Here is a 13,271-nt window from a genome sequence, read left to right as displayed (position 1 = left end):
GATGAAGGGGTGGACGGTGCCGTCATGGCCATTAAGCTTATTAATATCGGATTTGGCAATATCGTCAACGCCAACCGTATTATTTCCATTGTCAGTCCGGAGTCCGCGCCGATCAAGCGGATCATCCAGGAAGCGCGAGACCGCAACATGCTGGTGGATGCTACATACGGCAGAAGAACAAGGGCAGTGATCATCACCGACAGTGATCATGTCATTTTGTCTGCTGTCCAGCCGGAAACGGTCGCGCAGCGGCTGACGAATAAAGACGATGAATCGGACGAATAAAGCAGGAGTTGAATTCATTCATGAGCGATAGGGGTCTCCTTCTGGTTCTCTCTGGACCGTCAGGCGTAGGGAAAGGAACGGTTTGCAAAGCTCTTCGGGAGCGCATGCCGGACCTGGTCTACTCTGTTTCTGCCACGACGCGTTCGCCGCGTGCGGGTGAAGTAGAGGGAGTGAACTACTTTTTTACGAGCAAGGAAGAATTTCGCCGGATGATCGAGCAGGACCAGCTGCTCGAATGGGCAGAGTACGTAGGAAACTACTATGGAACGCCGCGCAGGTTCGTGGAAGAGACCTTGGACAGCGGGCGTGACGTGATCCTGGAAATTGAAGTGCAGGGAGCTTTGCAGGTTAAGCAAAAGTTCCCGCAGGGGACGTTTTTGTTCCTGGCTCCGCCGGATTTGGCCGAACTGGAAAATCGGATCGTGGGCAGAGGCACGGAGTCAGAGGAAACCATCCGTCACCGCATGGAAATGGCTCGCACCGAGATCGAACTGATGGATCAGTACGACTACGTAGTAGTAAATGATCAGATTGAATGTGCCTGCGAACGTATTCAATCGATCATTACAGCCGAACATTTAAAGAAAGAACGTCAAATCCACAAGTTTCGCAAATGGTTGAAGGAGGCTGAATGAATCATGTTGTACCCCTCGATTGACAAGCTGACCGCAAAGGCTGAAAGCAAATATACGCTGGTGACGATCGCTTCCAAGCGCGCCCGCCAAATCCGCGAGAACAGCGCTGTGCAGGTGGATAAGCCAAAGTCCAAGAAGTTTGTTGGCCAAGCGCTGGAAGAGCTGATCGAAGACAAGCTGATCCACGATACGATTGATTCTCGGAAATAAGCGGACCGTTAACCGCGTACCTCGTTACGAAACAACCTCGCGCAGGTTGTTTTTTTTCGGACTGGAGATACCCACCTAGAGAGGAGAGATATGGATGCTTCCTTTGACAGGCAAACAAATCGTATTGGGTGTTTCAGGGGGAATAGCCGCTTACAAAGCTGCAGCGCTAACCAGCAAGCTGACCCAGGCTGGGGCTTTGGTGCGTGTCATCATGACCCAGAACGCCGCAAAATTTGTACAGCCGCTCACCTTTCAAGCGCTGTCCCATGGGCCGGTGTATACAGATATATTTGAGGAGCCGGAACCAAGCGTGATCAGTCATATCGATCTGGCGGACAAGGCGGATTTGGTGCTGATCGCCCCGGCTACAGCCAATGTGATCGGAAAAATGGCCAACGGGATCGCCGACGACATGCTGACAACCACTGTGCTCGCCACGAAAGCGCCGGTCATGCTGGCACCTGCGATGAATGTAAATATGTATCATCATCCGGCAGTTGCACAAAACCTGCAAAAACTGACCGATTTCGGCTATCGCTTCATCGAACCGGGCGAAGGGCTGCTTGCCTGTGGTTGGGTCGGGAAGGGCAGGCTGGCCGAGCCGGAGGAGATCGTAGAAGCGGTTATTCGCTTTTTTGCTGAGCAAACACGGGAAAAGCAGGATTTGAAAGGGAAAAGGGTGCTCGTAACCGCCGGCCCGACGCGAGAAAAGATCGATCCGGTCCGTTACATCACCAATCATGCTTCGGGCAAAATGGGCTATGCGATCGCCGAAGCCGCTCAGGCACGGGGAGCAGATGTCGTTTTGGTCAGCGGTCCGACACATTTGCCTCCGCCCGCCAGAGTAAAGCTCGTACCGGTAGAATCGGTGCAGGAAATGTACGATGCGGTCATGGCTGAACTGCCGATCAGCGACATTGTCATCAAATCAGCCGCAGTCTCCGACTATCGGCCAAAAGTGGTGCACGAGCATAAAATGAAAAAAGGAGAGGGGCCACTCGTCCTGGAGCTGGACAAGGCACCCGATATCCTCAAAGAGGTAGGGCAGAGAAAGGAAAAGCAGTTTGTCGTCGGTTTTGCCGCAGAGACGCAGGATCTGCTGCAGCATGCAAAGGGGAAACTGGACAGAAAAAATTTGGATATGATTGTAGCAAACGATGTCTCGCTGGAAGGCGCCGGAATGGGCAGCGACACCAATATCGTCACCCTGTTGACAAGGGAGGGAGAGCAGGTGGCGCTGGACAAATTGAGCAAGCGGGAAGTAGCGGATAAATTGCTTGATGCGATCTTGCTCAAGCTGGACCATCAGCCTCTGCCCGAAAAGCTATGATCGCCCGTGTCATTGTAGATGTTCCCGTAAACCGGACGAACCGGCCGTTCGATTACCGCGTTCCTGAGTGGCTCGTGCCGCTGATGAAAACGGGCAGCAGAGTCATCGTTCCATTTGGCCCCCGCAAGCTGCAGGGATATGTCATCGGCTTGGAGGAAGCGGCCGAACAGGGAGCAGCTGACAAGCTGCGGGACGTCGAACAGGTTCTCGATGATCAACCGCCGCTCTCAGACGAGCTGATCAGACTGGGGGAATGGATGTCGAAGCAGTACCTTTGTCCATGGGTAACTGCTTTGCAGGCGATGATTCCGGCGGTATTGAAGGGGAAGTCGGAGAAATGGCTGCTCGCCTCAGACCAGTTGGAGGAAGAGATGTGCGGCCGCTCTCCGCTGCTGTGGGAGCTGTTCAGACGAAAGCAGCTGCCGCTTGCCGAGGTGGAAAAGCACTTTCCCGAAGAAGCCATGCTCGTGCCGGGGTGGATTTCGAGCGGACTTCTCTCCACAGGCTATCAAGTAACCGATCGGGTGACCCGCAAACAGCAATCGTTTGTCCGCAGTTTGCTGACTCGCGAGGAGCTTGCGGCAGCGGCCGAGAGCCTGCCGGCCCGGGCGGAGCAGATGCGGCGGGTTCTTCAGCTGTTGATCGAGCAGGAAGGCCAGTCCTTCTCCGTAAAAATGCTGCAGGAAGAGCTCGGGATTACCCGCTCTCCATTGAAAAGCCTGGAGAGCCGAGGCTGGATCGCGATCGAACAACTGGAGGTATACAGAGACCCGTATGCGCACAGGCGTTTTGCGGCAGCCCAAAAGCCCGTCTTTACCGACCAACAGGAGCATGTCCTGCAAGCCGTGCAGCTGTCGATCAAAAAAAACGAGTACGGCGCCTTTCTTTTGCATGGAGTGACCGGAAGCGGCAAAACAGAAGTGTATCTCGAAGCGATCGAAGAGACGTTGGCCAGAGGGCGGGAAGCGATTTTTCTGGTGCCGGAAATCTCGCTGACTCCGCAAATGGTGGAGAAATTCAAGGCCCGATTCGGCAATGAGGTAGCGGTCCTGCACAGCGCCCTGTCCCAGGGAGAGCGGTATGACGAGTGGCGCAAGATCATCCGCAAAGAGGTAAGCGTCGTCGTGGGGGCCCGCTCCGCTGTTTTTGCCCCGTTCCAAAACGTCGGGCTGATCGTCATCGACGAAGAGCATGAAAGCTCGTACAAGCAGGAGGAGACGCCGCGCTATCATGCGAGGGAGGTCGCCATCTGGCGGGCCAAGGAAAACAACGCCGTTCTTCTCATGGGCAGCGCGACACCTGCCCTGGAGACCTATGCGCTGGCCGAACGGGGCCGCTATACGCTGCTTTCGATGCCTGACCGCGTCGGAAACCGCCCGCTTCCCCGCGTTCACGTCGTCGATATGAGAGAAGAGCTGCGTTCCGAAAACCGCTCGATGTTCAGCCGTCAGCTGCATGAGATGATCGGAGAGCGGCTTGCGCGTCAGGAGCAGATGGTGCTGTTTTTGAACCGCAGGGGTTTTTCCACATTCGTCATGTGCCGCTCCTGCGGCTATACGCTTCGTTGTGTCCACTGCGATATTTCGCTTACCTACCATCGGACCAATCACACGGCTCGCTGCCACTACTGCGGGTATACGATCAAGCAGCCGAGCCACTGCCCGGAGTGCCAGAGCGAGCATATCCGCTTTTTTGGAACGGGAACGCAAAAGGTCGAGGAGGAGCTGGCTCGCCTGTTTCCCGGGATCCGGGTGATCCGCATGGACGTGGATACCACCTCGCGAAAAGGGGCGCATGAAGAGCTGCTCCGCAAGTTTCGCACCGGTCAGGGAGATGTGCTGCTCGGTACGCAAATGATTGCCAAAGGGCTTGATTTTCCCCGCGTCACACTGGTCGGCGTCATTGCCGCTGATACGTCGCTCTTTTTACCCGATTTTCGCGCCGCCGAGAAGACCTTTCAGCTGCTTACCCAGGTAGGCGGACGCGCCGGACGCCACGAATTGGAAGGGGATGTGGTGATTCAGACCTATACCCCGGAGCATTACAGCATCATGCACGCGACAAGGCATGACTACCCTTCTTTTTATCGGGAAGAGATGCTGCAGCGCAGGCGCACTGGCTATCCGCCGTATTTCCGGCTCGTGCTGATCACGTTTTCCCATGAGGAAGTACCGGTCGTCATCAAAGCAGCACATCTGGTCGCCGATTATCTACGTCCCCGGTTGGCGGAGACGACGATTTTGCTGGGCCCTGTCGCTTCGCCCATTGCACGCGTGAAAGATAGATTTCGGTTCCAAATCATGTTAAAATATCGTGATGAATCGCGGCTGCCGGACCTTTTGGCCCAAGCGACATCCGCATTTGAAGAATGGAACAAACAGCAGAAGGTACTGATGACGATTGACGTCGATCCGTACGTACTGCTTTAGGGAGGATAAACAACAAATGGCTATTCGCACAATTGTCAAACACCCAGATCCAATCCTGCGGGAAAAAGCAATCCAGGTAAGAAATTTTAACGCCAACCTGCACAAGCTGCTCGATGATATGGCGGAAACGATGTACGATGCTGACGGAGTAGGCCTGGCGGCGCCGCAGGTAGGCATTTCCAAACGCGTCATCGTCATGGACTGCGGCGACGGTCTGATCGAAGTGGTCAATCCGGAAATTATTGACCACAAAGGAGAGCAGTTTGACTATCCGGAAGGCTGCCTCAGCATCCCGGGACTGCGCGGGGATGTCCGCCGCCACAAATGGATCAAGCTGCGCGGACAAGACCGCAACGGCAATGTCTTTGAAATGGAAGCGGACGACCTTCTGTCCCGTTGTGCCCAGCACGAGATTGACCATCTGAACGGCGTTCTGTTTATTGACGTGGCAGACCGGGTTTATACGGTAAATCCGGACGAGGAAGGGGAATAAATCGAATTGAAAGACGTGCGCATACTCTTTATGGGAACGCCCGACTTTGCCGTTCCCTGCCTGGAGGCACTGATCGCAGACGGGTATACGGTTGTTGCGGCCGTCACCCAGCCTGATCGGCCTGTCGGACGCAAACAAGTGATGACGCCGCCTCCGGTGAAGGAGGCGGCTTTGCGGCATGGCATTCCCGTGCTGCAGCCGGAGAAGATCAAAGCGCCGGAAGCGCTGGAGGAAGTGCTTTCGCTTCGCCCTGATCTGATCGTCACGGCTGCATACGGGCAAATCCTGCCCAAGCAATTGCTCGAAGCACCGGGATTTGGCTGCATAAATGTCCATGCGTCGCTGCTCCCGAAATACCGGGGCGGCGCTCCCATCCACAAGGCGATCATCGCCGGGGAAAAGGAATCGGGCGTAACGATCATGTACATGGTGGAAGCGTTGGACGCAGGCGACATGCTCTCCAAAGTCACCGTCCCCATCGAAGAGCGGGATACAGCAGGCACACTGTTTGACAAGCTGTCGGCAGAAGGCGCCAAGCTGCTGGTGAAAACACTTCCGGGACTTCTGGCCGGAGAAATCGTGCCTGAGCCGCAGGATCACGAGCAAGCGACGTTTGCTCCGACGATCAAGCGGTCCGAGGAGAAGGTCGACTGGACCAAAACAGCGGAGGAAGTGTACAACCAGGTCAGAGGATTAAACCCATGGCCAGTTGCTTTTACAACGTATCAAGGAAAAAACTGGAAAATATGGTGGGTAGAAAAGCATTCTGCGACCAGCCAAGGCGCCGAGCCGGGCACGATCATCGCCCTCGAGCAGGACGGCTTGGTAATCGCTTGCGGCAGCGGGGCGGTCAAGCTCACCGAATTGCAGCCGGAAGGGAAAAAACGGATGAGCGCTCTCGACTTTTTGCGGGGAGCGGGCGGCAGCTTGGAAATCGGCACAAAGGTAGGAGAATGACAAGTGGCAAAAAAAGGTGCGCGTGACATTGCCCTCGATGTCTTGAACCGGGTGGAAGAACATCAGTCTTACAGCAATTTGGAGCTTAAACACGTCCTGAACCGAGAGGAGTTGCGCGCTCCCGATGCCGGGCTGGTGACGGAGCTGGTGTATGGCACGATCCAGCGCCGACTGACGCTGGATACGGCGCTGGATCGTTTCATACGGGGCAAGAAGGTGCAGACATGGGTGAAGAATTTGCTTCGCCTCAGTCTATACCAGATTCGCTTTCTCGACCGGATTCCCGATCGGGCGGTCGTCCATGAAGCGGTAGAAATCGCCAAGCGGAGAGGACATCAGGGCATCGCCTCAATGGTAAACGGCGTTTTGCGCAACGCTCTTCGCAGTCCCGATCTGTGGGACAAGCTGGGCAGCGGTGATGACGCTGCACGGCTTTCGATTGAACAATCCCATCCGGAATGGCTTGTGCGCAGATGGGCGGGGCAATACGGAATAGAAGAGACGAGGCGGATTCTCGAAAGCAACAACCGCCCGCCGCGCACTTCCATTCGGGTCAATACACTGAAGTCCACGAGAGATGAGCTGCTGGGCAAGCTGAGGGAGCAGTTTTCAGCAGTCGAGCCTTCCGTCGTCAGTCCAGACGGCCTTGTCATGGAAGGCGGCCATGCAGCCGGGACAGAATGGTTCCGCCAGGGATTGTTCACTGTTCAGGACGAAAGCTCTATGCTTGTGGCCCCTGCGCTCGCTGCCGATCCGGGCATGCGGGTGCTTGACGCCTGTGCGGCGCCGGGAGGGAAAACGACCCATATCGCTGCGCTGATGCAGAACCGCGGAGAAATCATCGCAAGTGATGTGCATCCCCACAAGCGCGATCTGATTGCCCAAAATGCAAAGCGACTGGGGATCACCATTATCGAACCGATTGTTTCAGACGCCTTGCATCTAGGCGAGAAAAACCTGGGTACATTTGATCGAATCCTGCTGGATGCCCCTTGTACAGGCTTTGGCGTGATTCGGAGAAAGCCGGATCTCAAGTGGAACAAGACGCCGGATGACGTCAAAGCAATCGCGGAGCTTCAGTACAAGCTGCTGGAAAGCGTAGCTGCGCTGCTGGCTCCGGGAGGTTTGCTCGTATACAGCACGTGTACGATTGAACCGGAGGAAAATCAGCTAATCGTTCAGCGATTTGTGAAAAATCACCCGGCTTTTGAGCTTGATCGAACGCTTGCAGACGACCTGCCAGCGTCGGTTCGCGATAAAATCGACACTACTGAGGGCTTTGTTCAAGTATTGCCGCACCACTTTGAAAGTGACGGCTTTTTCATCGCCCGATTGAAACGAAAAGCGTAGCAAACAAGGGGGTGGCATGCCGTTTTCCGGATAAGCCGCTCCCTTGCCGTTTGTACTCGGATGGAATGGTTTACACTAGGAGAAGCGATGCATTTTGCGTTGTGCCACCGATTTCTTGTTTGATGCGACAGACAATGCAGGGTACAATGATAAGATGACGATTTGCACCAAGCTAATGACTTGAGGATGTGAAAAGAAGAATGCCACTGACTTCCTATACGAGCGAAAAGCCGCTCATTTACAGTTTGACACCGGACGAGATGAAAGAATGGCTCGTCGAAATCGGAGACAAGGCGTTTCGTGCCCAGCAAATTTTTGACTGGCTGTACGTCAAGCGCGTCCGTTCCTTTGAAGAGATGACCAACCTCTCCAAAGACCTTCGCCAAAAGCTGTCCGAGACTTTCCGGATCGAAGCGATGGAAGAGATCACCCACCAGACCTCTCAGGACGGAACCGTCAAGTTTTTGTTCAAGCTTGTCGACGGTCACGCCATCGAGACCGTAATCATGCGTCACAGCTACGGCAACAGTATCTGCGTGACGACCCAGGTGGGCTGCCGGATCGGCTGCACGTTCTGCGCATCCACGCTGGGCGGATTGAAGCGCAACCTGGACGCCGGCGAGATCGTCGCCCAGGTGCTGATGGCGCAGCGAAAGCTCGATGAGGAGGGCGCACGCGTCAGCCACGTCGTCGTTATGGGGATTGGCGAGCCGTTCGAAAACTTCGAGAACCTGATCGCCTTTCTGCGAATCATTAACGACAATCGCGGCCTGAACATCGGGGCCCGCCATATTACGGTATCCACAAGCGGAATCGTACCGAAAATTTACGAGTTTGCCGATCGCGGCGGACAGGTCAATCTGGCAATTTCGCTGCACGCCCCGAATACGGAGCTGCGGACCAAGCTGATGCCGATCAACCGCGGCTTCCCGTTGGAGAAGCTGCTGGAGGCATGCCGTTACTATATCGCCAAGACGGGCCGCCGCATCAGCTTTGAGTACGGCCTGTTCGGCGGGACAAACGATCAGCCCGAACATGCCGAGGAGTTGGCCGATCTGATCGGCGACATGCTGTGCCACGTCAATCTGATTCCGGTAAACTATGTGCCGGAGCGGGATTACGTACGGACTCCGCGAAATGAAATCTTCCAGTTCAAAAACATCCTGGAGGACAGGGGCATCAACGTCACGATCCGGCGCGAGCAGGGAAGCGATATTGCTGCTGCCTGCGGACAGTTAAGAGCCCAATATGCGAAAGAAACCGTGGGGTGATTCCATGGAAATGGCAATGAAATCTCATGTCGGCTGCGTACGCCAGGTCAATGAGGATTTTTACGCGTGCATAGCCGATGTGAGCGGACGTGTGTTAGCAGTCGTAGCAGATGGAATGGGCGGGCATCAGGCTGGCGATGTTGCCAGCCGCCTTGCCGTTGAGCGAATAGTAAAAGAACTGCGTCATCTGGAAACAGGGCTGGATCGGGAGGACGAACGGGAGAAGCTGATGAACGCTCTTCTGCTCGCCAACGACGAAGTCTATCGATACGCGCAGGAGCACCCGGAATGCAATGGCATGGGAACGACCGTCGTGGCCGCTTTGCTCGGGCCGACAGGGGTCGTAACCGCCCACATCGGGGACAGCCGTCTGTACCATTTTCAAAACGAAGAGCTGGTGCAGAAGACAGAGGATCACACCCTCGTTCACGAGCTGTTGAAAAGCGGCCAGATCACTGCGCAGGAAGCATCTGTTCACCCGCAGCGCAACGTAATTATGAGAGCGCTTGGCACGGAGCCGGACGTACGCATCGACCTTGGCCAGTTTGAGTGGTCGGAGGGCGATGTCGTTCTGCTGTGCTCAGATGGTTTGACAAATAAGGTGCAGTACGCATCTTTAATCGATTGGCTGAAAAAGCCGGTATCCTTGCAGGATCAGGTGGACGGTTTGGTTCATCAGGCCCTGGAGGCAGGCGGCGAGGATAATATCACGTTGGTGGCCGTTCGCAATCAGGCAAAGGTTGACACCGTTCAGAAAGAGGGGTGAGAGAGATGGAAGGTCAACGACTGGGGGGACGCTACCAGCTTGAAGCCCGCGTCGGTGGAGGCGGGATGGCGATCGTGTACAGGGCCAAAGACTTGGTTTTGAATCGACCGGTAGCTGTGAAAGTGCTCCGTTCGCAATTTGGGACGGACGAAGATTTCGTCACCCGTTTCCGCAGGGAAGCTCAGGCGGTGGCAAGCCTGTCTCATCCCAATGTAGTCGGTGTCTACGATGTGGGACAGGATGGCGATACCCATTACATGGTCATGGAATACGTGGAAGGGTATACGCTGAAAGAATTAATAAATCGCAACGGGGCTATTCCGGTTGAGGATGCCGTGGAGATCGCAGCGGAAATCTGTGATGCATTGGACCATGCGCATGCCAACCAGATTATTCACCGCGACATTAAGCCGCACAACATTTTGATCGGGAAAAACGGCCGTATCAAGGTAACGGACTTCGGCATTGCGAGAGCCGTTACTTCAACGACGATCACCCATACAAATTCGGTGCTCGGTTCCGTTCATTACTTTTCGCCTGAACAGGCGCGTGGCGGCATTACGGCTGAAAAATCGGACATCTACTCGCTCGGCATTGTGCTGTATGAAATGGTGACCGGCAAGCTGCCTTTTTCCGGTGAGTCACCGATCTCCGTCGCCCTGAAGCACCTGCAGGAGCCTCTGCCGGAGCCGCGTCAGGTTAATCCAGCCATCCCGCAAAGCGTGGAGAACGTCATTTTGAAGGCATTGGTCAAAGACCCGACCTTGCGTTACGGGTCGGCTCGCGAAATGCTGGACGATTTGGAAACGTGCCTGTTGCCAGAGCGGCTGAATGAAGAAAAAATCCAGTTCCCTGTTGACGATGAAGCGACCAAAGCCTATCCCGTCATTACGCAGGAAATGCTGGAGGGACAAGGACGGACAGGAACGCCATCTCGCCAGGAGGCCGAAGAGGAGAAAGCCAAACGCCCATGGTGGATGAAAACGGCCCTGTGGACGGGAGCGGTCGGATTGTTCTTCGTTCTCGCCTTCCTTGGCTTCAATCTGGTCATGGAGCTGTTTCCTTCTGTACCGGAAGTAGACGTGCCGCTAGTCCAAGGGAGCGAACGGACGGCTGCGGAACAGGCGATCCGGGCGGCCAAGCTCGTCCCCCACGTTGTGGAGGAAGCCAGTGATACGGTAGAGAAGGGAATGGTCATCAGCCAGGACCCGTCACCGCCGATGAAGCTGAAGGAAAATGCCGTCGTCACGCTGTATGTCAGCACTGGACAAGAAGCGATCAAAATGCCGAATCTGGTCGGGACGGTTCGGACAGTCGCAGAAAATGAACTGAAGTCAAAAGGATTCAAAATAACCGACAAGACGTTCACGGAAAAAGAGTCGGATGACGTCCCTGCCGGTGAGGTCATCAATCAATTCCCGCCGGCTGATCAGGAGGTCGTGCCCGGCAAGACGGAAGTCCTCGTGGAAGTGAGCAAAGGAAAGGCACAGGTAACCATGCCCGATGTTCGCGGGTATACGCTGGAGCAAGCGCGGATAGAGCTGTTCAAGCAAGGTCTTTTGATCGATGAAACAGCGATCAAAGCAGAGTCGTCATACCTGTATGGCGAGCCCAACAGAGTGATTCACACCCTGCCGTACGATCCGGGGATGAAGGTTGAGAAGGGCACAGCCATCCCGGTTACAGTCAGCAACGGGCAATACCCGGCAGATGCCAAGATCACCAGCACCCCGGTTTACGTAGAAGTGTATCCGGGTGAGGGAGAAATCCCGGTGAAAATCACTGTCAGTGACGCCCGGGGAGACAATCAGGTTGTCGTAGACGAGAAAATCACGGAAAGCAGGACCTTCGATGTTCCCATTGTCCTGTCTCCGAAGAAAAAGGCAACGATCAAGGTCATCCGCGCCGGTGTGGAATTATCTAACGAAGAAATCAGTTACGACAGTATTATGTACTAAGCAGTTGGGGGGACATGAATGCCAGAAGGACGGATCGTCAAAGCGTTAAGCGGGTTCTACTATGTGGACGACGGCAACCGGGTTTACCAATGCCGGGCGCGAGGGTTGTTCAAGAAAAAAGGAGCCAAAGTAAATCCGCTGGTCGGGGATTGGGTCGTGTACGACCCGACCAGTGAGACGGAAGGATATGTCATGGAAGTGGGGGAACGGACTAGTGAGCTGGTTCGTCCTCCCATCTCCAACGTGGATCAGGCAGTCCTTGTTTTTTCCATGGTCGAGCCTGCTTTCACCTCCTTTTTGCTGGACAAGTTTCTCGTGCATACGGAGAATGCAGGCATCGATTCCGTAATCGTACTTTCCAAGGCAGACAAGGCTTCGGAAAGCGATGTGGAGGCGATCGTTCGCAAGTACGAAGCGATCGGCTACCGCGTCATCCCTACCTCGACGAAGCAGGAGCGCGGGATTGATTCGGTGCGGGAGGTGCTTCGTGATCGTATCTCTGTTTTTGCCGGTCAGTCCGGTGTGGGGAAATCGTCCCTGATCAATGCCTTGTTCCCTGGCACGAGTCTGCAGACAGGCGATATCAGCCAAAAGCTGGGGAGGGGACGCCACACAACCCGCCACGTAGAACTGATTCCGCTGGAGGGCGGCGGTTATGTAGCGGATACGCCGGGATTCAGCTCGCTTGAATTCATCGGAATCGACGAGCTCGATCTGGCTGAGGCCTTCCGTGATTTTGCCGCTCTCAGCAGCGAGTGCAAGTTCCGCGGCTGCCTTCATGTCAGCGAACCCTCCTGTGCCGTCCAAAGCGCTTTGGAGGAAGGCAAAATCGACCTGGAGCGTTACGAGCACTACAAGCAATTTCGGGAAGAACTGAAAGAATACCAACGGAGGAACAAACCATGGTAAAAATCGCCCCCTCAATCTTGTCCGCAGACTTTGCCCGTCTGGGCGAGGAAATCCGCGATGTTGAACGCGGAGGCGCGGATTGGATTCACGTAGATGTAATGGATGGACACTTTGTTCCCAACATTACGATTGGACCTTTGATCGTCGATGCGATTCGTCCGGTGACGACGCTGCCTCTGGACGTCCACTTGATGATCGAAGAGCCAGACCGCTACATCCCGCAATTCGCCAAGAGCGGAGCAGACTGGATCACTGTCCATCAGGAGGCTTGCCGTCACCTGCATCGAACGATCCATCTGATCAAGGAGCAGGGAGTAAAAGCAGGCGTTGTCCTGAATCCGGCTACACCGGTCTCGACCATTGAACCGATGCTTGGCGACCTGGACATCGTTCTGCTCATGACGGTCAACCCGGGGTTCGGCGGCCAAAAGTTCATCCACAGCGTCGTGCCGAAAATCAGAGAGCTGCGCAGGATGCTGGACGAGCGCGGTTTGGGGCACGTCGAGATCGAAATTGACGGCGGGGTAAACCCCGAGACAGCCAGGCTGTGCGAAGAAGCGGGGGCGACAGTCCTCGTGGCTGGCAGCGCGGTGTTCAATCAGGCGGATCGGGCAGCGGCCATTGCTGCGATTCGCGGGTAAAAAAGTGCACGAAAAAGACCGGGACATCAGCTCCCGG

General features: G+C 55.3%; 13 protein-coding genes. All 13 read left to right on the top strand.

Going from position 1 to position 13,271, the window contains the following annotated elements; genetic code table 11:
* The first annotated feature begins 24 nt into the window (after positions 1 to 24).
* The 13 genes from NSQ24_RS16530 (at position 25) to rpe (ending at position 13,234) form a co-directional block, all read left to right on the top strand.
* Positions 25 to 285, top strand: a complete 261-nt coding sequence (locus NSQ24_RS16530) for a DUF370 domain-containing protein (protein ID WP_003386147.1) — start codon at positions 25 to 27, stop codon at positions 283 to 285.
* A 20-nt stretch (positions 286 to 305) separates the two neighbouring features.
* Positions 306 to 920 (top strand): guanylate kinase, encoded by a 615-nt coding sequence (gmk, locus tag NSQ24_RS16525; RefSeq protein WP_003386146.1) that lies wholly within the window; start codon positions 306 to 308, stop codon positions 918 to 920.
* A 3-nt stretch (positions 921 to 923) separates the two neighbouring features.
* Positions 924 to 1,130 (top strand): DNA-directed RNA polymerase subunit omega, encoded by a 207-nt coding sequence (gene rpoZ, locus NSQ24_RS16520; RefSeq protein WP_003386145.1) that lies wholly within the window; start codon positions 924 to 926, stop codon positions 1,128 to 1,130.
* 94 nt (positions 1,131 to 1,224) lie between these two features.
* A complete protein-coding gene (gene coaBC / locus NSQ24_RS16515; protein WP_339166236.1) occupies positions 1,225 to 2,460 on the top strand; it encodes a bifunctional phosphopantothenoylcysteine decarboxylase/phosphopantothenate--cysteine ligase CoaBC in 1,236 nt (411 codons plus the stop codon).
* Complete coding sequence (gene priA, locus NSQ24_RS16510) at positions 2,457 to 4,889, top strand: primosomal protein N' (RefSeq protein ID WP_031932953.1); 2,433 nt, start codon at positions 2,457 to 2,459, stop codon at positions 4,887 to 4,889. The genes coaBC and priA overlap by 4 nt, the downstream gene beginning before the upstream one ends.
* A gap of 16 nt (positions 4,890 to 4,905) precedes the next feature.
* Positions 4,906 to 5,382, top strand: a complete 477-nt coding sequence (gene def, locus NSQ24_RS16505) for a peptide deformylase (RefSeq protein WP_003386140.1) — start codon at positions 4,906 to 4,908, stop codon at positions 5,380 to 5,382.
* Between the two features lie 30 nt (positions 5,383 to 5,412).
* Positions 5,413 to 6,339, top strand: a complete 927-nt coding sequence (gene fmt / locus NSQ24_RS16500) for a methionyl-tRNA formyltransferase (RefSeq protein WP_172921162.1) — start codon at positions 5,413 to 5,415, stop codon at positions 6,337 to 6,339.
* Positions 6,340 to 6,342: 3 nt separating this feature from the next.
* Positions 6,343 to 7,689, top strand: coding sequence for a 16S rRNA (cytosine(967)-C(5))-methyltransferase RsmB (rsmB, locus tag NSQ24_RS16495; RefSeq protein WP_024982917.1), 1,347 nt, complete (start codon positions 6,343 to 6,345; stop codon positions 7,687 to 7,689).
* 200 nt (positions 7,690 to 7,889) lie between these two features.
* A complete protein-coding gene (rlmN, locus tag NSQ24_RS16490) occupies positions 7,890 to 8,960 on the top strand; it encodes a 23S rRNA (adenine(2503)-C(2))-methyltransferase RlmN (protein WP_024982916.1) in 1,071 nt (356 codons plus the stop codon).
* A gap of 4 nt (positions 8,961 to 8,964) precedes the next feature.
* Positions 8,965 to 9,726, top strand: coding sequence for a Stp1/IreP family PP2C-type Ser/Thr phosphatase (locus NSQ24_RS16485; RefSeq protein WP_251237718.1), 762 nt, complete (start codon positions 8,965 to 8,967; stop codon positions 9,724 to 9,726).
* Between the two features lie 5 nt (positions 9,727 to 9,731).
* The gene (pknB, locus tag NSQ24_RS16480) at positions 9,732 to 11,684 is read left to right on the top strand and encodes a Stk1 family PASTA domain-containing Ser/Thr kinase (protein ID WP_339166233.1); all 1,953 of its coding nucleotides are present in this window, start codon (positions 9,732 to 9,734) and stop codon (positions 11,682 to 11,684) included.
* An 18-nt stretch (positions 11,685 to 11,702) separates the two neighbouring features.
* The gene (gene rsgA / locus NSQ24_RS16475; protein ID WP_003386133.1) at positions 11,703 to 12,593 is read left to right on the top strand and encodes a ribosome small subunit-dependent GTPase A; all 891 of its coding nucleotides are present in this window, start codon (positions 11,703 to 11,705) and stop codon (positions 12,591 to 12,593) included.
* On the top strand, positions 12,587 to 13,234 hold the full coding sequence (gene rpe, locus NSQ24_RS16470; RefSeq protein ID WP_003386132.1) for a ribulose-phosphate 3-epimerase: 648 nt from the start codon (positions 12,587 to 12,589) through the stop codon (positions 13,232 to 13,234). The genes rsgA and rpe overlap by 7 nt, the downstream gene beginning before the upstream one ends.
* Positions 13,235 to 13,271 lie beyond the last annotated feature (37 nt).

The sequence above is a fragment of the Brevibacillus sp. FSL L8-0520 genome, from assembly GCF_037963895.1.
Classification (GTDB): Bacteria; Bacillota; Bacilli; order Brevibacillales; family Brevibacillaceae; genus Brevibacillus; species Brevibacillus borstelensis.
This window is presented reverse-complemented; position numbering and strand designations above follow the sequence as displayed.